12 protein-coding genes and 1 pseudogene are annotated in these 13,307 nt (G+C 64.2%); 2 read left to right on the top strand and 11 right to left on the bottom strand.

Annotation, left to right across the window (positions count from 1 at the left end; all coding sequences use genetic code 11):
• From NZL82_RS17980 to NZL82_RS17990, 3 genes and pseudogenes are all read right to left on the bottom strand, one after another.
• Positions 1–130 (bottom strand): annotated as a pseudogene (locus NZL82_RS17980) (IS5/IS1182 family transposase); the annotation flags it as partial.
• A 43-nt stretch (positions 131–173) separates the two neighbouring features.
• Positions 174–419 carry a helix-turn-helix transcriptional regulator gene (locus NZL82_RS17985; RefSeq protein ID WP_261271121.1) on the bottom strand — a complete coding sequence of 82 codons (246 nt, stop codon included), beginning with the start codon at positions 417–419 and terminating at the stop codon, positions 174–176.
• The gene (locus tag NZL82_RS17990) at positions 419–1,114 is read right to left on the bottom strand and encodes a hypothetical protein (RefSeq protein ID WP_261271122.1); all 696 of its coding nucleotides are present in this window, start codon (positions 1,112–1,114) and stop codon (positions 419–421) included. Before NZL82_RS17990 ends, NZL82_RS17985 begins: the two co-directional genes overlap by 1 nt.
• Before the next feature lie 93 nt (positions 1,115–1,207).
• On the opposite strand from NZL82_RS17990, the gene NZL82_RS17995 reads away from it, so the two are divergent.
• The gene (locus NZL82_RS17995) at positions 1,208–2,311 is read left to right on the top strand and encodes a S8 family peptidase (protein ID WP_261271123.1); all 1,104 of its coding nucleotides are present in this window, start codon (positions 1,208–1,210) and stop codon (positions 2,309–2,311) included.
• A gap of 108 nt (positions 2,312–2,419) precedes the next feature.
• On the opposite strand, the gene NZL82_RS18000 is transcribed toward NZL82_RS17995, so the two are convergent.
• From NZL82_RS18000 to NZL82_RS18010, 3 genes are read right to left on the bottom strand one after another with little or no spacing between them, the layout of a single operon-like run.
• Positions 2,420–3,346, bottom strand: coding sequence for an esterase family protein (locus NZL82_RS18000; protein WP_261271124.1), 927 nt, complete (start codon positions 3,344–3,346; stop codon positions 2,420–2,422).
• A gap of 5 nt (positions 3,347–3,351) precedes the next feature.
• Positions 3,352–4,500 carry a hypothetical protein gene (locus NZL82_RS18005; RefSeq protein ID WP_261271125.1) on the bottom strand — a complete coding sequence of 383 codons (1,149 nt, stop codon included), beginning with the start codon at positions 4,498–4,500 and terminating at the stop codon, positions 3,352–3,354.
• Entirely contained in the window at positions 4,497–4,808 is a 312-nt protein-coding gene (locus tag NZL82_RS18010; protein WP_261271126.1) for a PadR family transcriptional regulator, read from the bottom strand. The genes NZL82_RS18005 and NZL82_RS18010 overlap by 4 nt, the downstream gene beginning before the upstream one ends.
• 305 nt (positions 4,809–5,113) lie before the next feature.
• On the opposite strand from NZL82_RS18010, the gene NZL82_RS18015 reads away from it, so the two are divergent.
• The gene (locus NZL82_RS18015; RefSeq protein ID WP_261271127.1) at positions 5,114–6,073 is read left to right on the top strand and encodes a ParB N-terminal domain-containing protein; all 960 of its coding nucleotides are present in this window, start codon (positions 5,114–5,116) and stop codon (positions 6,071–6,073) included.
• Between the two features lie 30 nt (positions 6,074–6,103).
• Here the strand turns inward: NZL82_RS18015 and NZL82_RS18020 are convergent, their stop codons facing one another.
• The 5 genes from NZL82_RS18020 to NZL82_RS18040 form a co-directional block, all read right to left on the bottom strand.
• Positions 6,104–6,424, bottom strand: coding sequence for a hypothetical protein (locus NZL82_RS18020; RefSeq protein ID WP_261271128.1), 321 nt, complete (start codon positions 6,422–6,424; stop codon positions 6,104–6,106).
• Between the two features lie 247 nt (positions 6,425–6,671).
• Complete coding sequence (locus NZL82_RS18025; RefSeq protein ID WP_261271129.1) at positions 6,672–8,315, bottom strand: DUF6538 domain-containing protein; 1,644 nt, start codon at positions 8,313–8,315, stop codon at positions 6,672–6,674.
• A gap of 108 nt (positions 8,316–8,423) precedes the next feature.
• A complete protein-coding gene (locus NZL82_RS18030) occupies positions 8,424–8,594 on the bottom strand; it encodes a hypothetical protein (protein ID WP_261271130.1) in 171 nt (56 codons plus the stop codon).
• Positions 8,595–8,773: 179 nt separating this feature from the next.
• A complete protein-coding gene (locus NZL82_RS18035) occupies positions 8,774–10,471 on the bottom strand; it encodes an AAA domain-containing protein (protein ID WP_261271131.1) in 1,698 nt (565 codons plus the stop codon).
• Positions 10,468–13,299: an AAA family ATPase gene (locus tag NZL82_RS18040; RefSeq protein ID WP_261271132.1), complete on the bottom strand. Its 2,832-nt coding sequence runs from the start codon at positions 13,297–13,299 to the stop codon at positions 10,468–10,470. Before NZL82_RS18040 ends, NZL82_RS18035 begins: the two co-directional genes overlap by 4 nt.
• Positions 13,300–13,307 lie beyond the last annotated feature (8 nt).

Raw genomic sequence — 13,307 nt, forward strand, 5'->3', positions numbered from 1 at the left:
CATTCTTGTTGACGAACACGATGCCGCTCAGCACCCGCTGGTCATCCACGCGCGGCTTACCATGGCTCTTGGGAAAGAACGGTCGCAGCCGCTCCATCTGCTCATCCGTCAGCCAAAACAGGTCGCTCATTCCAGTCTCCTTGCGGAGCCTGAATCAGATCGCGATGCTCACATCAATGGGTCCTGACCCTAGGATCCGGGCGAAGGTCGTCGTCGGACGCTTCATAGGAGAGGATATCGCCCGGCTGGCAATCGAGGTAGCGGCAGATAGCGGACAAGGTGGAGAATCGCACGCCCTTGACCTTGCCCGCCTTGAGCAAGGACAGGTTCGATTCGGTAATGCCGATCGCTTCTGCCAGTTGCTTCGACCGCACCTTCCGCTTCGCGAGCATGACGTCGAGTTGGACGATCATCGGCATCAGACGAAACGGTCCAGGTCGCGCCGTGCCTTCAACGCCGCCTCGACCGCCCAGATCGCCGCGTAAGCGGCAAAGGCGAGCAGAAGGCCGCCGGCAATCGGGGCGAGCAGGATCGTTGTGATGATCTGGAAGCCGGAGGGCATGCCAGGCGACAGCCATGTCTCCAGTGCACTTTGGTGAACCGGACCGGCGAGCGTCCAGACGATCGCCGCCAGCGAGGCGCGGCGGAGCCACGGCAGCGCCCTTTCGAGCGTATCGGCGCCGCTACCGCCCAGGCGCCGTAGCGCGACCCCGACGCTGCTGAGCAACGCCATGAAGGGCAAAAGGTCGATCGCCGCGATGGCAGTTAGCCCGATGCGAACATCGGTTCGCGCAACATGAGCGTCAAACTGGGCGCGAGCGGGCGGCGACATCTCGATCAACATCCGGCTTTCCTCCGGTAATAACGTCGCAGCCCGGGCGTTCCAGACGCAGCCATAGCCTCCGCCGCAGATCGGCCCGGCGCCTGGCGTCAAGCCTGCGGCCGCGATCACGACCGGCATGACGGCTGCACTCAGGAGGAATAGTACGCCTGCCAACCGGCACAGACGCGCCTTGCGCGGAGGAAGAAAATAACCGTAAGGCATGGACGACTTTCTGTTTGACGAAAATTTATCATCATCATACGGGGTATGCATTGCTTTTAACAGCGTCATGCGACGGGGGCCAATGTGATGATGCGGGACGGCAGCGACGGCGAGGCAACGACAGGGAAAGGAACCTCGTCGGCGGCACCCCGTCACCGTCGCGTGCGCCGCCTGTTCCTCTTCCGGGCAAGATGGCTTCATGTCTCTGCATTGATTCCGGCGGCGCTGCTCGCCGCGTGCGGCGGAGGCGGCGAAGGAGCCAGCGGGACGGTCGTGGTAGTGCCTGGCCCTTCATCCTCCGGCACATCGCCGACGCCTACCCCCTCATCTACGTCGCCCCTCACCGCTCAACAGATCGAGGACCAACAATCGAACTCCGCAGCCTCAGCGAACGCCGACGCCGCCTATCGTGCAGGCGCGACCGGCCGCGGCGTCAAGATTGCGATCATCGACACCGGCATCACCCCAGGTCTGACCGAGTTCAGCAGCCGGATCGATCCTGCCAGCGCCGACATGGCCGGGACGCGCGGTTTGACCGATCCCAGTGGTCACGGCACGCTGATGGCGTCTGTAGCGCTTGCGGCACGCGACAGTCGCGGCATGCATGGCGTCGCCCCCGAAGCGACGCTTGTGTCCTTAAACGCATCAAACCCGGCGACCTGTCGTTCCGCCGACGATTGCCCGGCTTCGGCCGAGTTGCTCATCCGCGCGATCGATGCTGCCATCGACGCGAAGGTCCGGGTCATCAACATCTCGGCGACGACGGACGTCACTCACGAGACCCTCATAGCAGCCGTCCGCCGTGCCGCGGCCGCCGGCATCGTCACGGTGATCAGCGCTGGTAACAACAACGGCGACGCACGTCAGCCGCTGCTCCTCTCGCGTTCCTTCGCCGAAGCGGCTCCAGGGTGGGTGATCATCGCAGGCGGGCACGACATGTCCGGAGCCTTCGACTATCAGCTCGCAAATCGGGCGGGGGGCAGTCCGGCGGCCGCCTGGTATTTGACGGCCTTGTCGCGGGACGTCGTGATGACCGATCGCAACGGTAGCCTCGTCCGCTACAGCGGCACCTCGCCGGCCGCCGCTGCGATCAGTGGTGCGGTGGCTCTGGTCGCGCAGGCGCGGCCCAACCTGACGGGCGCGCAGATCGTCACGTTGCTGCTCGCTAACACCACGGACGCCGGGACGCCGGGTCCCGATAACGTATTCGGCAGAGGCATTCTCAACATTGCCGCTATCTTCACCGCCCTACCACCGGCTGGATGAAAATTCTGGCGGCACACATAATCAAGCCAATCGACGTTTACTTTCCCATAAACGAACGGCCCGCGAGACGGCGCGGGCGTTCTCGGAATCGATCCCGATGGGAAAGCGTCAGGACAAAAGGAATGCTGCGAGCGATGCTGAGTCCGTGACGCAGTGCCCGCCATAGAGCGGGTGCCACTCCGTCTTGATCCCTCGCGCACGCGCCCGGTCGACCAGTCGCTGCGAACCCTCAAAATTGCCATAGGCGTCGTACAGGCCGTTCGAGAGATAGAGCGCAGGGTAGTTCGAACCAGCCCGCTCGATCAGGGTCAGCGGTGAGATGCGTTGCCATTCCGCATCGTTCGCCGCATATTTCCGCGCCAGCATCCATACCCCGAAGATCATCTTGGGGTCGGCACCAGTCCGCTTCGCCGTCGCGCGGATTTCAGCGAACGATGCAAAGGGTGACACCGTGTAGACGCCGGGGCAAAGCGCCGCGACCTTGGCGAAGCGCGATGGATGCGACAGGCCCGCGATCAGGACGTTGAGGCCGCCCATCGACTCCCCCATCAAAAGGCGACGGCGCGGACGGCCCGCCTTCGACTCGATCGCTGGCAGGCGGCGCATCATGTCGTCCAGCAAGCCGCTGTCGGCCTTCTCACCCTTGGGGGTCAGCAGCCAGGTCGGGCCATAGGACAGTTCGACGACGGTGGGCGGCAACGTGGTGCTGCGCTGCCACTCGGCCTGCACCATCGCGGTGAGATAGGTGTCGTCGTTCCAGCTGCGTTCGTCGAGGTTGCGGCCATGCAGATGATAGAGAACGTCGCCGTTCGTCCCGCGCTGGTCATGGTAGATGCAGTAGCGAAGCGGCCCATCGCTGCCGCAGCTCTGCGCGGCGGGACGGAACACGACGACCTGATTGCCGCGTCGCTGAGTCACCTGACCCCAGGCATAATAGAACACCGCTACGACCAATGCACCGATCAGCCAGTATCGGTTGGGGCGTCGGACGGCGAAAGCGGCTACCCGCTGGAGGCTGTTGCTGCGGTTCGACATGGCGATCAGGCCAGCGCGACGAAGAGGTCGAGGTCAGACGGCGATCGCTCCGCCAAATCTTGTGTACGCGCGCTGATTCGAGTGGGCACGGCTGTTAGCTTCGGCAGCGCGACGAGGCTCACCACGTAGCCGACGATCGCGCTGCCGCCGTAGCCGACGACCGGGGTCGGATAATTGCCGAGCGCCGCAGCGACGATCGCGGCAAACCAGGCCGCGCCGAATGCGGCGTACACCATCCGATTGTCAGGATCGCGGCTGAAACCGACGATCCCCGGAACGAGCATCAGTGCCGCGCCGCCCCACACCGCGAGGCCGGCGCCCGCGTGAACGTCGAACGAGGAATAGAGGATATGGTCGACATAGGGGACAGCCGGCAGCGTGTCGGCGCGCATCAGGGTTGCGGCGAACCCGGCTACGCCGGCCGCAAATGCGATGACGGTGCGTCGATCGCGGCGGGTGGCGGCGAGGATGGCGACGGATAGCGCGAGCATTCCGGCCATCGCCCTGTCGGGCTGAAGCGCCATCGCGGCTGCGGCGATGACGATACCTGTCGTCGCGGTCGCGCTGTGGGTGCGGGCGAAAGCGACGAGCAGCACCGGCAGCAGGATGAGGCTCGGTTGGATCGCCAGACCCGCAAGGTTCACCCAGCGCACCGCGCCATCGACCTTTGCACCGAGCAGCGCGGTCGCGAGCAATGCGCCTGCCATCGTGACGATCGCGGCGTCGGCCCAGCGTCGGTCTGCCGTCGTTGCGTGGCCGAGCATTCCCAGCATCGAGAGGCCGATCGCCAGTGCCCCGATGTTGATCCCGAGATAGCGCAGCGGTGCGCCGGCGATCGTCATATAGACGATCCCCAGCAAGGCCGCACCGATCGCGCATAGGACGCCGAGGGCCCGGGGACGGCGCATCGTGGCGTGGAGAAGGTTCATTGTAATCGATCCTTCGGCAAAGGGATGGAGCAGCTGTGCTACGATCGCGCGCGGCAGGAGGCCGCTCAGGCTGTCGAGGGTGAACAGGAGCGCCTTGGTGTCGTCCTGAATGCTGGCTGCCTCATACTGGACTGCCCACCCCCACGACTGCAACGAGGGGGGCAGGACAGCTTGCAGGAGACGGCAGGAGAGGATCGTGAGACCGCGGCGCAGGCCGATGCTCATATCGTTGCCCGCCCGCGGTGCGGCGCCGGACCCACCGCCGGTTCGGGGGGATTGGCACGGGCGAGCTGCACGCCGCTCGCCGTCAGGCGATAGGCGTGCCGTGGCGGCCGTCCCCCTTCGGTCGGCGGCTGCCATTCCGCTTCGAGGTAGCCCTGCGCTTCGAGGCGGATCAGGAGGGGATAGAGCGTGCCGGATTTCACACCGGCGAGCCGAACCAGTTCATAGCCGTGCGACCACTGGCAGCCGGCATCGAGGAGAACGGCCAGGATCGTCCGGGCATGGGGAGAGAGTGTGCGTGAACGAGGCATACGCCATAACTCTACCTAGCTCGACTTAGCGTCAAGTCCGATTCGATTTGTTATGAAAGCACGGACTAGGGGGTAGGTTTTCATGCCGCTCAATGCCGAGAAAAGGCGACGTTTATGAAGGCGTCATCTTTGCGGAACGTACCATCCGGTAAGCGGCGGAAAACATGAAACTACGCCTGTTTGCAGGGCCAAGCCCGGTCGCCTGGATCCGCTTGTCGCACTGCTTTGACATTGGCCATCCCAAGACGAGCACACTGATCCGGTCAATCAATTCCGTGCCGCATGTCGCGGCAAGGAGACGATAGATGGACCATCAGACCGACCTGGCGCTCGATCACGCAGACATCAATGGAGAGATAAGCAACTCTACAGAAGCCATTCCCGACGCTCTGCAGAGGAAGACGGTACTCCCGCTCGTCGACTTCGACATGCCAGAGGCCGGCAGCGTGCTTGGGCCGGTCATGTTCCGCGATCCGACAGTCTGTCATACCTTCGCCGGAGCACCGCGCGCAGGCTATCGGTATGACGAGCGGCGCGATGCGGACCTGGCAGCCGACATTGAGGCCCACGGGATTATCGATCCTCTCATCCTCACGATGATGCAGGGACGAACAGTGATCCTGTCCGGCAATCGTCGCCATGCCATCGTCATGCATCTTCGTTCGCGCGGCATCGAAGTGCGCTTGCCGGTGCGAATCGCAGACTTCAAGCGGCTGGAGGCGGTTGCCTTCGCCACGGCGTGTAATACCGGAAGAGCAGCACCGACAGCGATGGAACTGGCGCGCTCGGTGAAGTGGACGCTCGACAATGTTGAGGAAAGCCAGGCGGCGGTGGCGCGCGCGTTGGCGATGGATCAGGCCAAGGTGTCGCACCTGTGCGTCCTGGCGTCGCTACCCAATTGGGTGACCGACATCGTCACCGATCCCGAAGGCCTGTCCGAAAATTTCGCGGCGATGATCGGGCCGGGGTTGGCCGATGAGGAACAGCAGCAGGTCATGAAAGAGCGGGCTCAAGAGTTGGCGGCGGCGAATGTCACGCTGGCTGGTCCCGCTGTCGCGCGATATCTGCGCACCGGTGAGCGAACTGCAGCGGCGAGCGAAATCCGGGACGTACAGGGCGCTGTCTTCGGGAGCGTCAAGCGAGATCCGCGCAACGGTATCTCGGTGCGCCTGTCGCCAAAATGGCAAAAGGTCGGCGGCGGTCCGGCAGCCATCGTCACGCTGGTCACCGAGGCGCTCGTATCCGCGATGCACGGCGACACGTGATGGTTGATCGACAAGTCACGGCATGCGTCATCACCAATCCGTGATGTCCGGGGTGGCGGGACGCTGACGTCTCGCCGCTTCGCGGTGTTTACGCGCGGCGCGTTCCGCGCGGCGCGCCACCGCCTCTTCGATCAGGCGCAAGCTCTCCACCACTCTGCGGGAAAGGTCGGTGTGGATAAGTGCATCCAGAGCTAGGACGGACAGCGGTTGAGCCGATCTTTGCGCTCGGGGCGGCATGGCGGCCATATCGGGCAAGGGCGCCCATTCAATCGTAATGTCTTCCCTTCGATCGAGGATCGGCAACGGGAGACGGCCAGGAATGGCCGAGATCGACCGCACGACGGTCGGCACTGGAAATGTCCGCGATGTCCGGGACAGGGCTTTAACGAGCGGAGCATGGGGCAGAAGCAGGTCATGCCTCATGGCCCGTCCCACAGAGACAGGCTTGAGCGCCCGACCAGATGGGACCGGGGGTGCCGGCTCGAGTGATGTCGGGACTTGCCGATATCGCTCATCGATCGCCTTGCGTTCGGCACGTCGGCGCGCACGCTCGCGCGTCATAAGCGCTTCATTGGCAGCGATCCGCTGTCGGTTCCGTTCATTCGCTCCAACGATCTCGCCATCGCGCACCGCCTGGGTTAGCGCCGGTCCCAGCGGCGTGAGCGGTAACGCTGGCAACCCCCGTTCCGCGTTGGACAGGTGCGTGTAGATCCGTGCTGACGATAGCGTTGATGTAGCGGTTGAGCCGGCGGCTGGCCTCCTTGGTCAGCTTGCCGAAGGTGCTGGGGCGGAGGTCCGGAAACAGCAGTTCGCTCCCGGCGTCCTTCAGCGCGCTGACATACCGCTCGAAGCCGAGCGTCAGGACATGCTCGTGGATCGGGATGATCCGCCGCGAGCCCGTGGTCTTCACGCTTTTCTCGGGCAGGTTCGGATCGGCCTCGTCATCCATCAGATCGTCGATGTCGATGTAAAGGATCCCGCCATCGGCCTTCACGTCCTGGACGCGCGCCTGGCCGACTTCCTCGAGCCGCGCGCCCGAGGTGAGCCCGAGCAGGAATAGCCAGTAGAGTGTCACGTCCCTGATGTCGGTGCGCCGGTCGAGCAGGCGATCCGGCCGCAGGAACAGATCGGAGGCGAACAGCTGCGCCAGTTCGCCCGGCATAAAACTGCGGCGACCCCGCGCCACCCGGCTGAAGCCGGTGATCTTGACCCCGGTGCCGGCATTCTGGGAAATCCAGCGCTGCTGATGCGCGAAGCTGAGCAGCGCCTGGATCGATCCGACCCGCTTCTTCAGCGTTGGCGGACTGACGCGCGGCGTGCCGCTATGCGCGTGGCGGGCCAGGCGTTCGTTGAAGGGCAGGGCGCGGTCCGCGCGCGGCATGGTCGCGGGCAGATTCTTCGCCTCGTCGCGATAATCCATCAGCATGTCGGAGGTGAAGGATTCGACCGGGATGTCGCCGAGATAGTCGATCAGATCCTCGGTCGCGCGCTCCACCTCGACATAGGATTGCGGCCTCGGCGCGTTCTCCTTGTTCCACAGCTGCAGCAGCTCGCGGAAGCGGAGGTCCGGTCGCAGCCGCGGCTTGACGGCGATGCGGCGGGGTGCAGCAATGTCGGCGCGCAGGCGCTCATTGTCCTCCAGGACGCGGGCGTTCCACGCCTGCATGATGAGGAGGTCGTTGGCCGGGATGCGCTTGATCGGCGGGTCCTGGTCCTCGAACACGTCGACCAGAACCATGCCGCTGGCTTTAAGCCATTCCGCCGGCGGATACATACGGACGACGTCGAGCCAGCAGTCGCCGGGCACGGGCTGCCCACGCTTCGCCGCCAGCGCTTCCGGACTGTCGTCCATCGGTAGCCCGGCGAGGGGAAAGTCGGTGTTGAAGACACGGCGGGCGGTGTCCTCCAGCCACCAGACGAGACCCAGCGTGGGCCAGCGTGACCATCGACCCGACGAATGCCGGTCGCGGATGAAGTCGTCGACGATGATCTTGGCCCGCTCGGGCGAGATTTCGTCGGCGACTTTCTGCGCGGCGATCCGCGCCTCGGCGGCCGCCATCTCCTGTTCGAGCTCGGCATGGGCGAGGACGAAGAGCCGCTTGGCCTCCGCCGGATCGCGCGTCTTGAGCGAGCGGCGGACCTGACGCCGGCCCATCTCGCCCCGCAGATGCGGCGGCAATTCCTTGTAGAGATAGTAGATGCCGGTCTGGGGATGTTTCCAGGGTGTAATCATCTGCACCATGCGCTTCTATACCCGTTCGCTATACCTGCGGACGGTGAAGCTGGCGTAAATCCTGGATTTCCGCGCCTCGATGCGAGGATGATGACCCCTACGGGAGGGATGTCACAGTCACAAAAAGCGCAGATTTGCGGGCTTTTTGCGTCTTGCGATCAGCCACGCTGTACCTGCTTGCTGTACCAACGCGGTTGAGTTGCACAACATAGCAAGGCTTTCGCCTGCGGCAATATCAAAGGCCATATTCCCTTTATCGTCGATGCCATTGGCGTACTGAGGGGTCATAAGCCCTTATTTGTCTGGGATTTGGCAATGTTCAACAATATATCTTGGTTAAAAAACTCCGAAAGTAGGTTCTCTTGAGATCGTTCAAATACGTCGCGGTCAATTTACCCACATGATATTATGAGGAGATGCGAGCGGAAACTCATTTCTTCGAACCGCTATTAATTCTCGAGCAATATTCAGAATATATCCTCCGCAACAAGCCACGCGTAAGGAACAGGGTCCGATTGTTCTGGCGTGCTGCGCCATCGGCGGTGCTCCGTGAAGCGGCTCGGCGGGGCACCTTCCTCCCGTTGTGGCTCAATTCCGCGAGAATCCAGCAAAGCGATCAATTCGGCCATGACACCATCACGTTCGCGAACGAAACGCGAGGCGAAGCAGCGCCACACGGTCCAACCCGCTCGTTCCAGTATGCGTTGGCGGGCCATGTCGTACGGCCATTGATCGGGGCCGTGGTAACGGTCGCCGTCGCATTCGATCGCCAGTCGCCGGTCGTTCTCGCCCTCGACAACCAAGTCGATCCGCTTGGTACCCACCGGCACCTGCGTGTCGACGCGATAACCCCGTTCGACCAAAAGGTCGTACATTTCGATTTCGAATGGCGACTCACAGCGGGCTCGGCGATCGGCGACCATGGCAGTGTCGCCCGCAAATGGCGCATGGAAATGCTCGATCAGGCTTCGGCGGAGTTTGTCGGCCGCACGCAAATCCTCCAACTCCACCGAGCGGACCAGCACCATCCGGTCGCGCGCTCGTGATGCGGCGACGTTGAAGCGCTGCTCATAGCCCAGGCCGGACAGGCCGCTGCTCTTCCCATCCGCGACCAGCGAAATGAACATGATGTCGCGCTCGTCGCCCTGAAAGGCTGCGGGCTCGCCGACGCGAATGTTGTGACGCAGCTGGACTTCGGAGCCCAGCACCTGCTCGATCGCTGTCATGATCGCGACGGCTTGTTCTTGGCCGAGCAACGTGGTCACGCCGATCGAGCGCTTGTGCATCGCCGGATCGTCGGCGATGCGACCGATGGCATCGACGATACAGTCGACCTCGGGCGGATTGACCTTCCCCCGGCGATAGCCGTCCTCGACCAGAATATCGATCAGCGGCGGATCGAGCCGCTCGGACGCCGATGGCAGGCGCAGCGGTACTAGCTGGTGGCTGTAGAATTGCGCCTTGGAGTATTCGATGATCGGCCCGACGCAGCGGAAATGTTCCTTGAGCAGGATCGCTCCACCGGCAAAGACAACCGTACCCAGGTCGTATAGCGACTTTTCCTCGCGTAGCGCCGATCGATAGTCTGCGACCTGTCCACCCAGATGGCGGTCGGCCAGTTGGTTCATCCGTGCCTCTTCACGGAAACCTGCATCCGGACTGACCTGCCGATCATCGCCGACGATTAGGACTTGGCGGGCCCGTAGAAGGGCTGGAAGGGCGGCGACGGTCGATTGCGACGCTTCGTCGATCACCACCAAATCGAACAGGCCCAGTTCGGCGGGCAGCGATTCCGACACGCGGTAATGCGGCATGATCCAGCAGGGCAGGGCGTTCTTGGCGCGGTCAGCTGCGGCACGCGCATCGGCACGATAGCGACCCGCACGGATGCCGGTGCCGCGCCCCAGCTTTCGCATCGCTTGCGCATAGGAAGCGAGCGCCGTGCGAACCTGATCGCTGGCCTTCTCAGCCAGGCGGCACCAGGTGCGAAGTTCGATCGCCTCTTCATACGCGCGGCGCAACAGCGACTCCTGCTCGCCGCGCTCCTGCCCCAGCGCGCGCAGCCGATCGTGCCGATCGACCCGGCGCAGCCAGGTGGACAGCCTGCGTAGCGTCCAACGTTCGCGCCAGTCGCCCGGCGTCAGCGCGTCTTCGCTGCCTGTCACGGCCTCACTGCGTAGTCGCTCCGCCCAACCGGTGCGCCGTTTTCGGCGATCAGCGCGGTCAGATCGCGGATCGTCGCGAAGCTGGGGATCAGTGCACGCAGCACCGCCACCTCGCTCAGCGCCGCGTGCCACCGACGTTCGAGCAGATGAGCGTCGATGCCCTGCTGTCCGACCATGTCCTGCAGTATGGCAAGTATCTCATCACCGATGGCGCCGCCAATGGTGCGCGCCAGCGTCACCAGTCGGTCGCGCTCCTGTTCGGCGGCGGATAGGCGGAATACCAGCAGATGCTGGTCACACAGCATGATCAGCGCCTCGGTCGCGGCATCGTCGCCGGTCAGCGGGCGTCGCCATCCGGGCAGGACTGTCCGAACGCCATCGGCCAATGCCCGCTCTTCGTGCGCCAATGTGCGAAGGGCGGCGATGTGTGCAAGCTGCCGCCGCATGGCTTCGGCAGCGGCTGGCTCTTGCCCGGCCACCGGATCAACTCCGGCAAGCGGTCCCGCATGGTTCCACGCCGCCGCCAGCCGGATCGCCCGATCGCAGAGCGCGAGATAGCGATGAACCTCGGCCCATTCGCTGGCATCAGCGGGTGCGCGGCCCGAAAGCCGGACGGTGGCGACCTGCGTCTTGAGCTGTCGCGCGAACAGGCTCTGAAACAGGCCGAGATCCTCACCCGCCGCCGATCGACCAACGGTCTCGCGGAAAGCAGTATCGGTGAGGGCGTCATCGGGCAAAATAACTGGGCGGACTAGAAAGTGCCGCGCCTCGGCAGCAACCTGCCCGGCTTCCTCTGCCAATCCGTCGAGGGCGACCAGCGCGGCATCGTCGGCATCGGCTAACCAGCGGTCGCGTACGGTGGCCGACCAGGCAAAACCGCCCGCCATCGCCTGCCGCCGAAGGGTAATCAGAGCCTCGGCCTGCGCGTGCAAGGTGGCGACGGCCTCGGCACCGATCTGTCGTCCCAGTGCCTGATCGCCCCCGGTGCGTTCACCAAGCGCGCGGGCCTCGACCAGATCACGGTGTATCGCGCCAATCGCCGTCGCATCGGGCAGGTCGCCGGGCGGCGGCGGCTGGTCGAGCAGCGCGATCCGTTCGCCCGCTTCCTTGCGTGCCGCGCGCAGCCGGATGATCGCGGCATCGTCGAACTCGGGTTCGTGCGAGGCGATGATGTCGATCGCATCGGGCAGCCAATCCGCCAGTTCTCCCGCCGCAATCACGCGTCGTGCGGCATCGGCGGGTTCGATCGCTGCACCGTCAATGGTCGCACCGGTCATGGCCTGTCGACCGATATCCTCCACCTGCCGGTCGATGGTGGCGAGCTGGCGATGGATCGCTTCGATCCGGGCATCGAGCACCGCGATCTGCTGCGCCGTCTCCGTCGGGCGAGTGCGGTGCAGCCGGTCGGCAATGATGTCGACGGATTCCTGGAACTGCTTCAGTCCGTCGCGATCGCTGTCGAGAAGGCTGACAGCAAGCGGGCGGACGGCGGCGGGCAGCTTGTCGCGCAGGACCTTCAGCGCGGGTGCCTTTTGCGAGGTGACCAACACCCGTTTGCCGAGCGCGAGATAGTGACTGATGATGTTCGCGATGGTGTGGGTTTTGCCGGTGCCCGGCGGCCCCTGCACGACCACCCCTGGTCGAGTAGCAAGGCGCTGGATCACTTCCACCTGTTCGCGATTGAACGGCATAGGGAAGAACAGGTCATGGCCCGATCCGTCCGAGGATGTGACACCTGGAACCGTCGAGACGCCGCGATAGCTGGGATAGGCCTCCGTCGTCGCGCTGTCGGCGGGAGGTTGCAACAGGACACGGACGGCGGGGGGCAGAGCTTCCGGATTATCGATCGTGACAAGGGCAGCCTTGAACCGACGCAGATCGTCCATCAACTGTGTCGCCTGCCGCGTGCGTTCGATCAGGACCCAGCCACCATCGACCTGCAGCGTCTCTCCGGTCGGTGGGTGGCGTTCGCCGAGATCGGGCAGATAATGCCCGTCGGGATCGAGCAGCGCGACCGCCCGGCGTAGCGGCGGTGCAAAGCTTTCAGCATCGAAAGGCGATAGGCCTTCGCCCTCCATCGCGTCGAGATAGCGCTGCGTGCCTGCTTGCCACTCATCGACCGAGGGCGCGTCGAGTGCGTCGAGCGGGGCAGTCTCGATTCCCGATGGGGCTTCACTGCGCGGTCGAATGTCGATCCGGTGGGTAACCTCGTCCAGCGTGAGTTCGACCGGGACGGTGAGCAGTGGGTGATGCAGCCGTCCGAATGGCCGGGTCCAGCGTGCGACGCCGATGCCCCATACCAGTTCAACCGGCTGCTCCGACCCGCCGTCCAGCGTCTGGCGAAGTGCGAACAGGCTGTTGTAGAGGTCGATCGCTTGGCGGCGGGGCCGTTCTTCCAGCGCCCAGGCGGACCAGATTTCGCGTTTGTAGCCCTCCAGTGCCGCGTTCAAACGCGCAGCTTCAGGGTGATCGATCAGCGCCAAGCCGGGCGTTTCGATCCCGTCGCGTAGCGCGTCGTCGAGCATCTCTCGAGGCAGTTCGCGGCGCAGACTTGGCACCTGCGCGACATCGTCGCGCAGGTCGATCCAGCGCCGCAATTCTGGGTCGCTTGGCACCGGTGGCAGGCGGCGGACGAGGCGGTCGACACTCAACCAGCGATGATCGTCGCCGTCGCGCACATTGACCAAGACGCCGGGAAGAAGGATGATATCCTCACCCGATCGCCGAAACGCACGATAGTCCGCCATGTCGCTGACCGTGCGCAATCGATCTCGTTCGGTTGCCTCGACATATTCGATCAGTGCCGTCAAGCGATCCCGCTCGATCATAAACCCCC

The organism is Sphingomonas sp. LC-1 (genome assembly GCF_025371035.1).
GTDB classification, from domain to species: Bacteria; Pseudomonadota; Alphaproteobacteria; order Sphingomonadales; family Sphingomonadaceae; genus Sphingomonas; species Sphingomonas sanguinis_E.

Bases quoted from the DNA above. Each gene is read 5' to 3' on its own strand.
- NZL82_RS17985 (WP_261271121.1), bottom strand. From the start codon at position 419: ATGCCGATGATCGTCCAACTCGACGTCATGCTCGCGAAGCGGAAGGTG.
- NZL82_RS17990 (WP_261271122.1), bottom strand. From the start codon at position 1,114: ATGACGCTGTTAAAAGCAATGCATACCCCGTATGATGATGATAAATTT.
- NZL82_RS18000 (WP_261271124.1), bottom strand. From the start codon at position 3,346: ATGTCGAACCGCAGCAACAGCCTCCAGCGGGTAGCCGCTTTCGCCGTC.
- NZL82_RS18005 (WP_261271125.1), bottom strand. From the start codon at position 4,500: ATGAGCATCGGCCTGCGCCGCGGTCTCACGATCCTCTCCTGCCGTCTC.
- NZL82_RS18010 (WP_261271126.1), bottom strand. From the start codon at position 4,808: ATGCCTCGTTCACGCACACTCTCTCCCCATGCCCGGACGATCCTGGCC.
- NZL82_RS18015 (WP_261271127.1), top strand. From the start codon at position 5,114: ATGGACCATCAGACCGACCTGGCGCTCGATCACGCAGACATCAATGGA.
- NZL82_RS18025 (WP_261271129.1), bottom strand. From the start codon at position 8,315: ATGGTGCAGATGATTACACCCTGGAAACATCCCCAGACCGGCATCTAC.
- NZL82_RS18030 (WP_261271130.1), bottom strand. From the start codon at position 8,594: ATGACCCCTCAGTACGCCAATGGCATCGACGATAAAGGGAATATGGCC.
- NZL82_RS18040 (WP_261271132.1), bottom strand. From the start codon at position 13,299: ATGATCGAGCGGGATCGCTTGACGGCACTGATCGAATATGTCGAGGCA.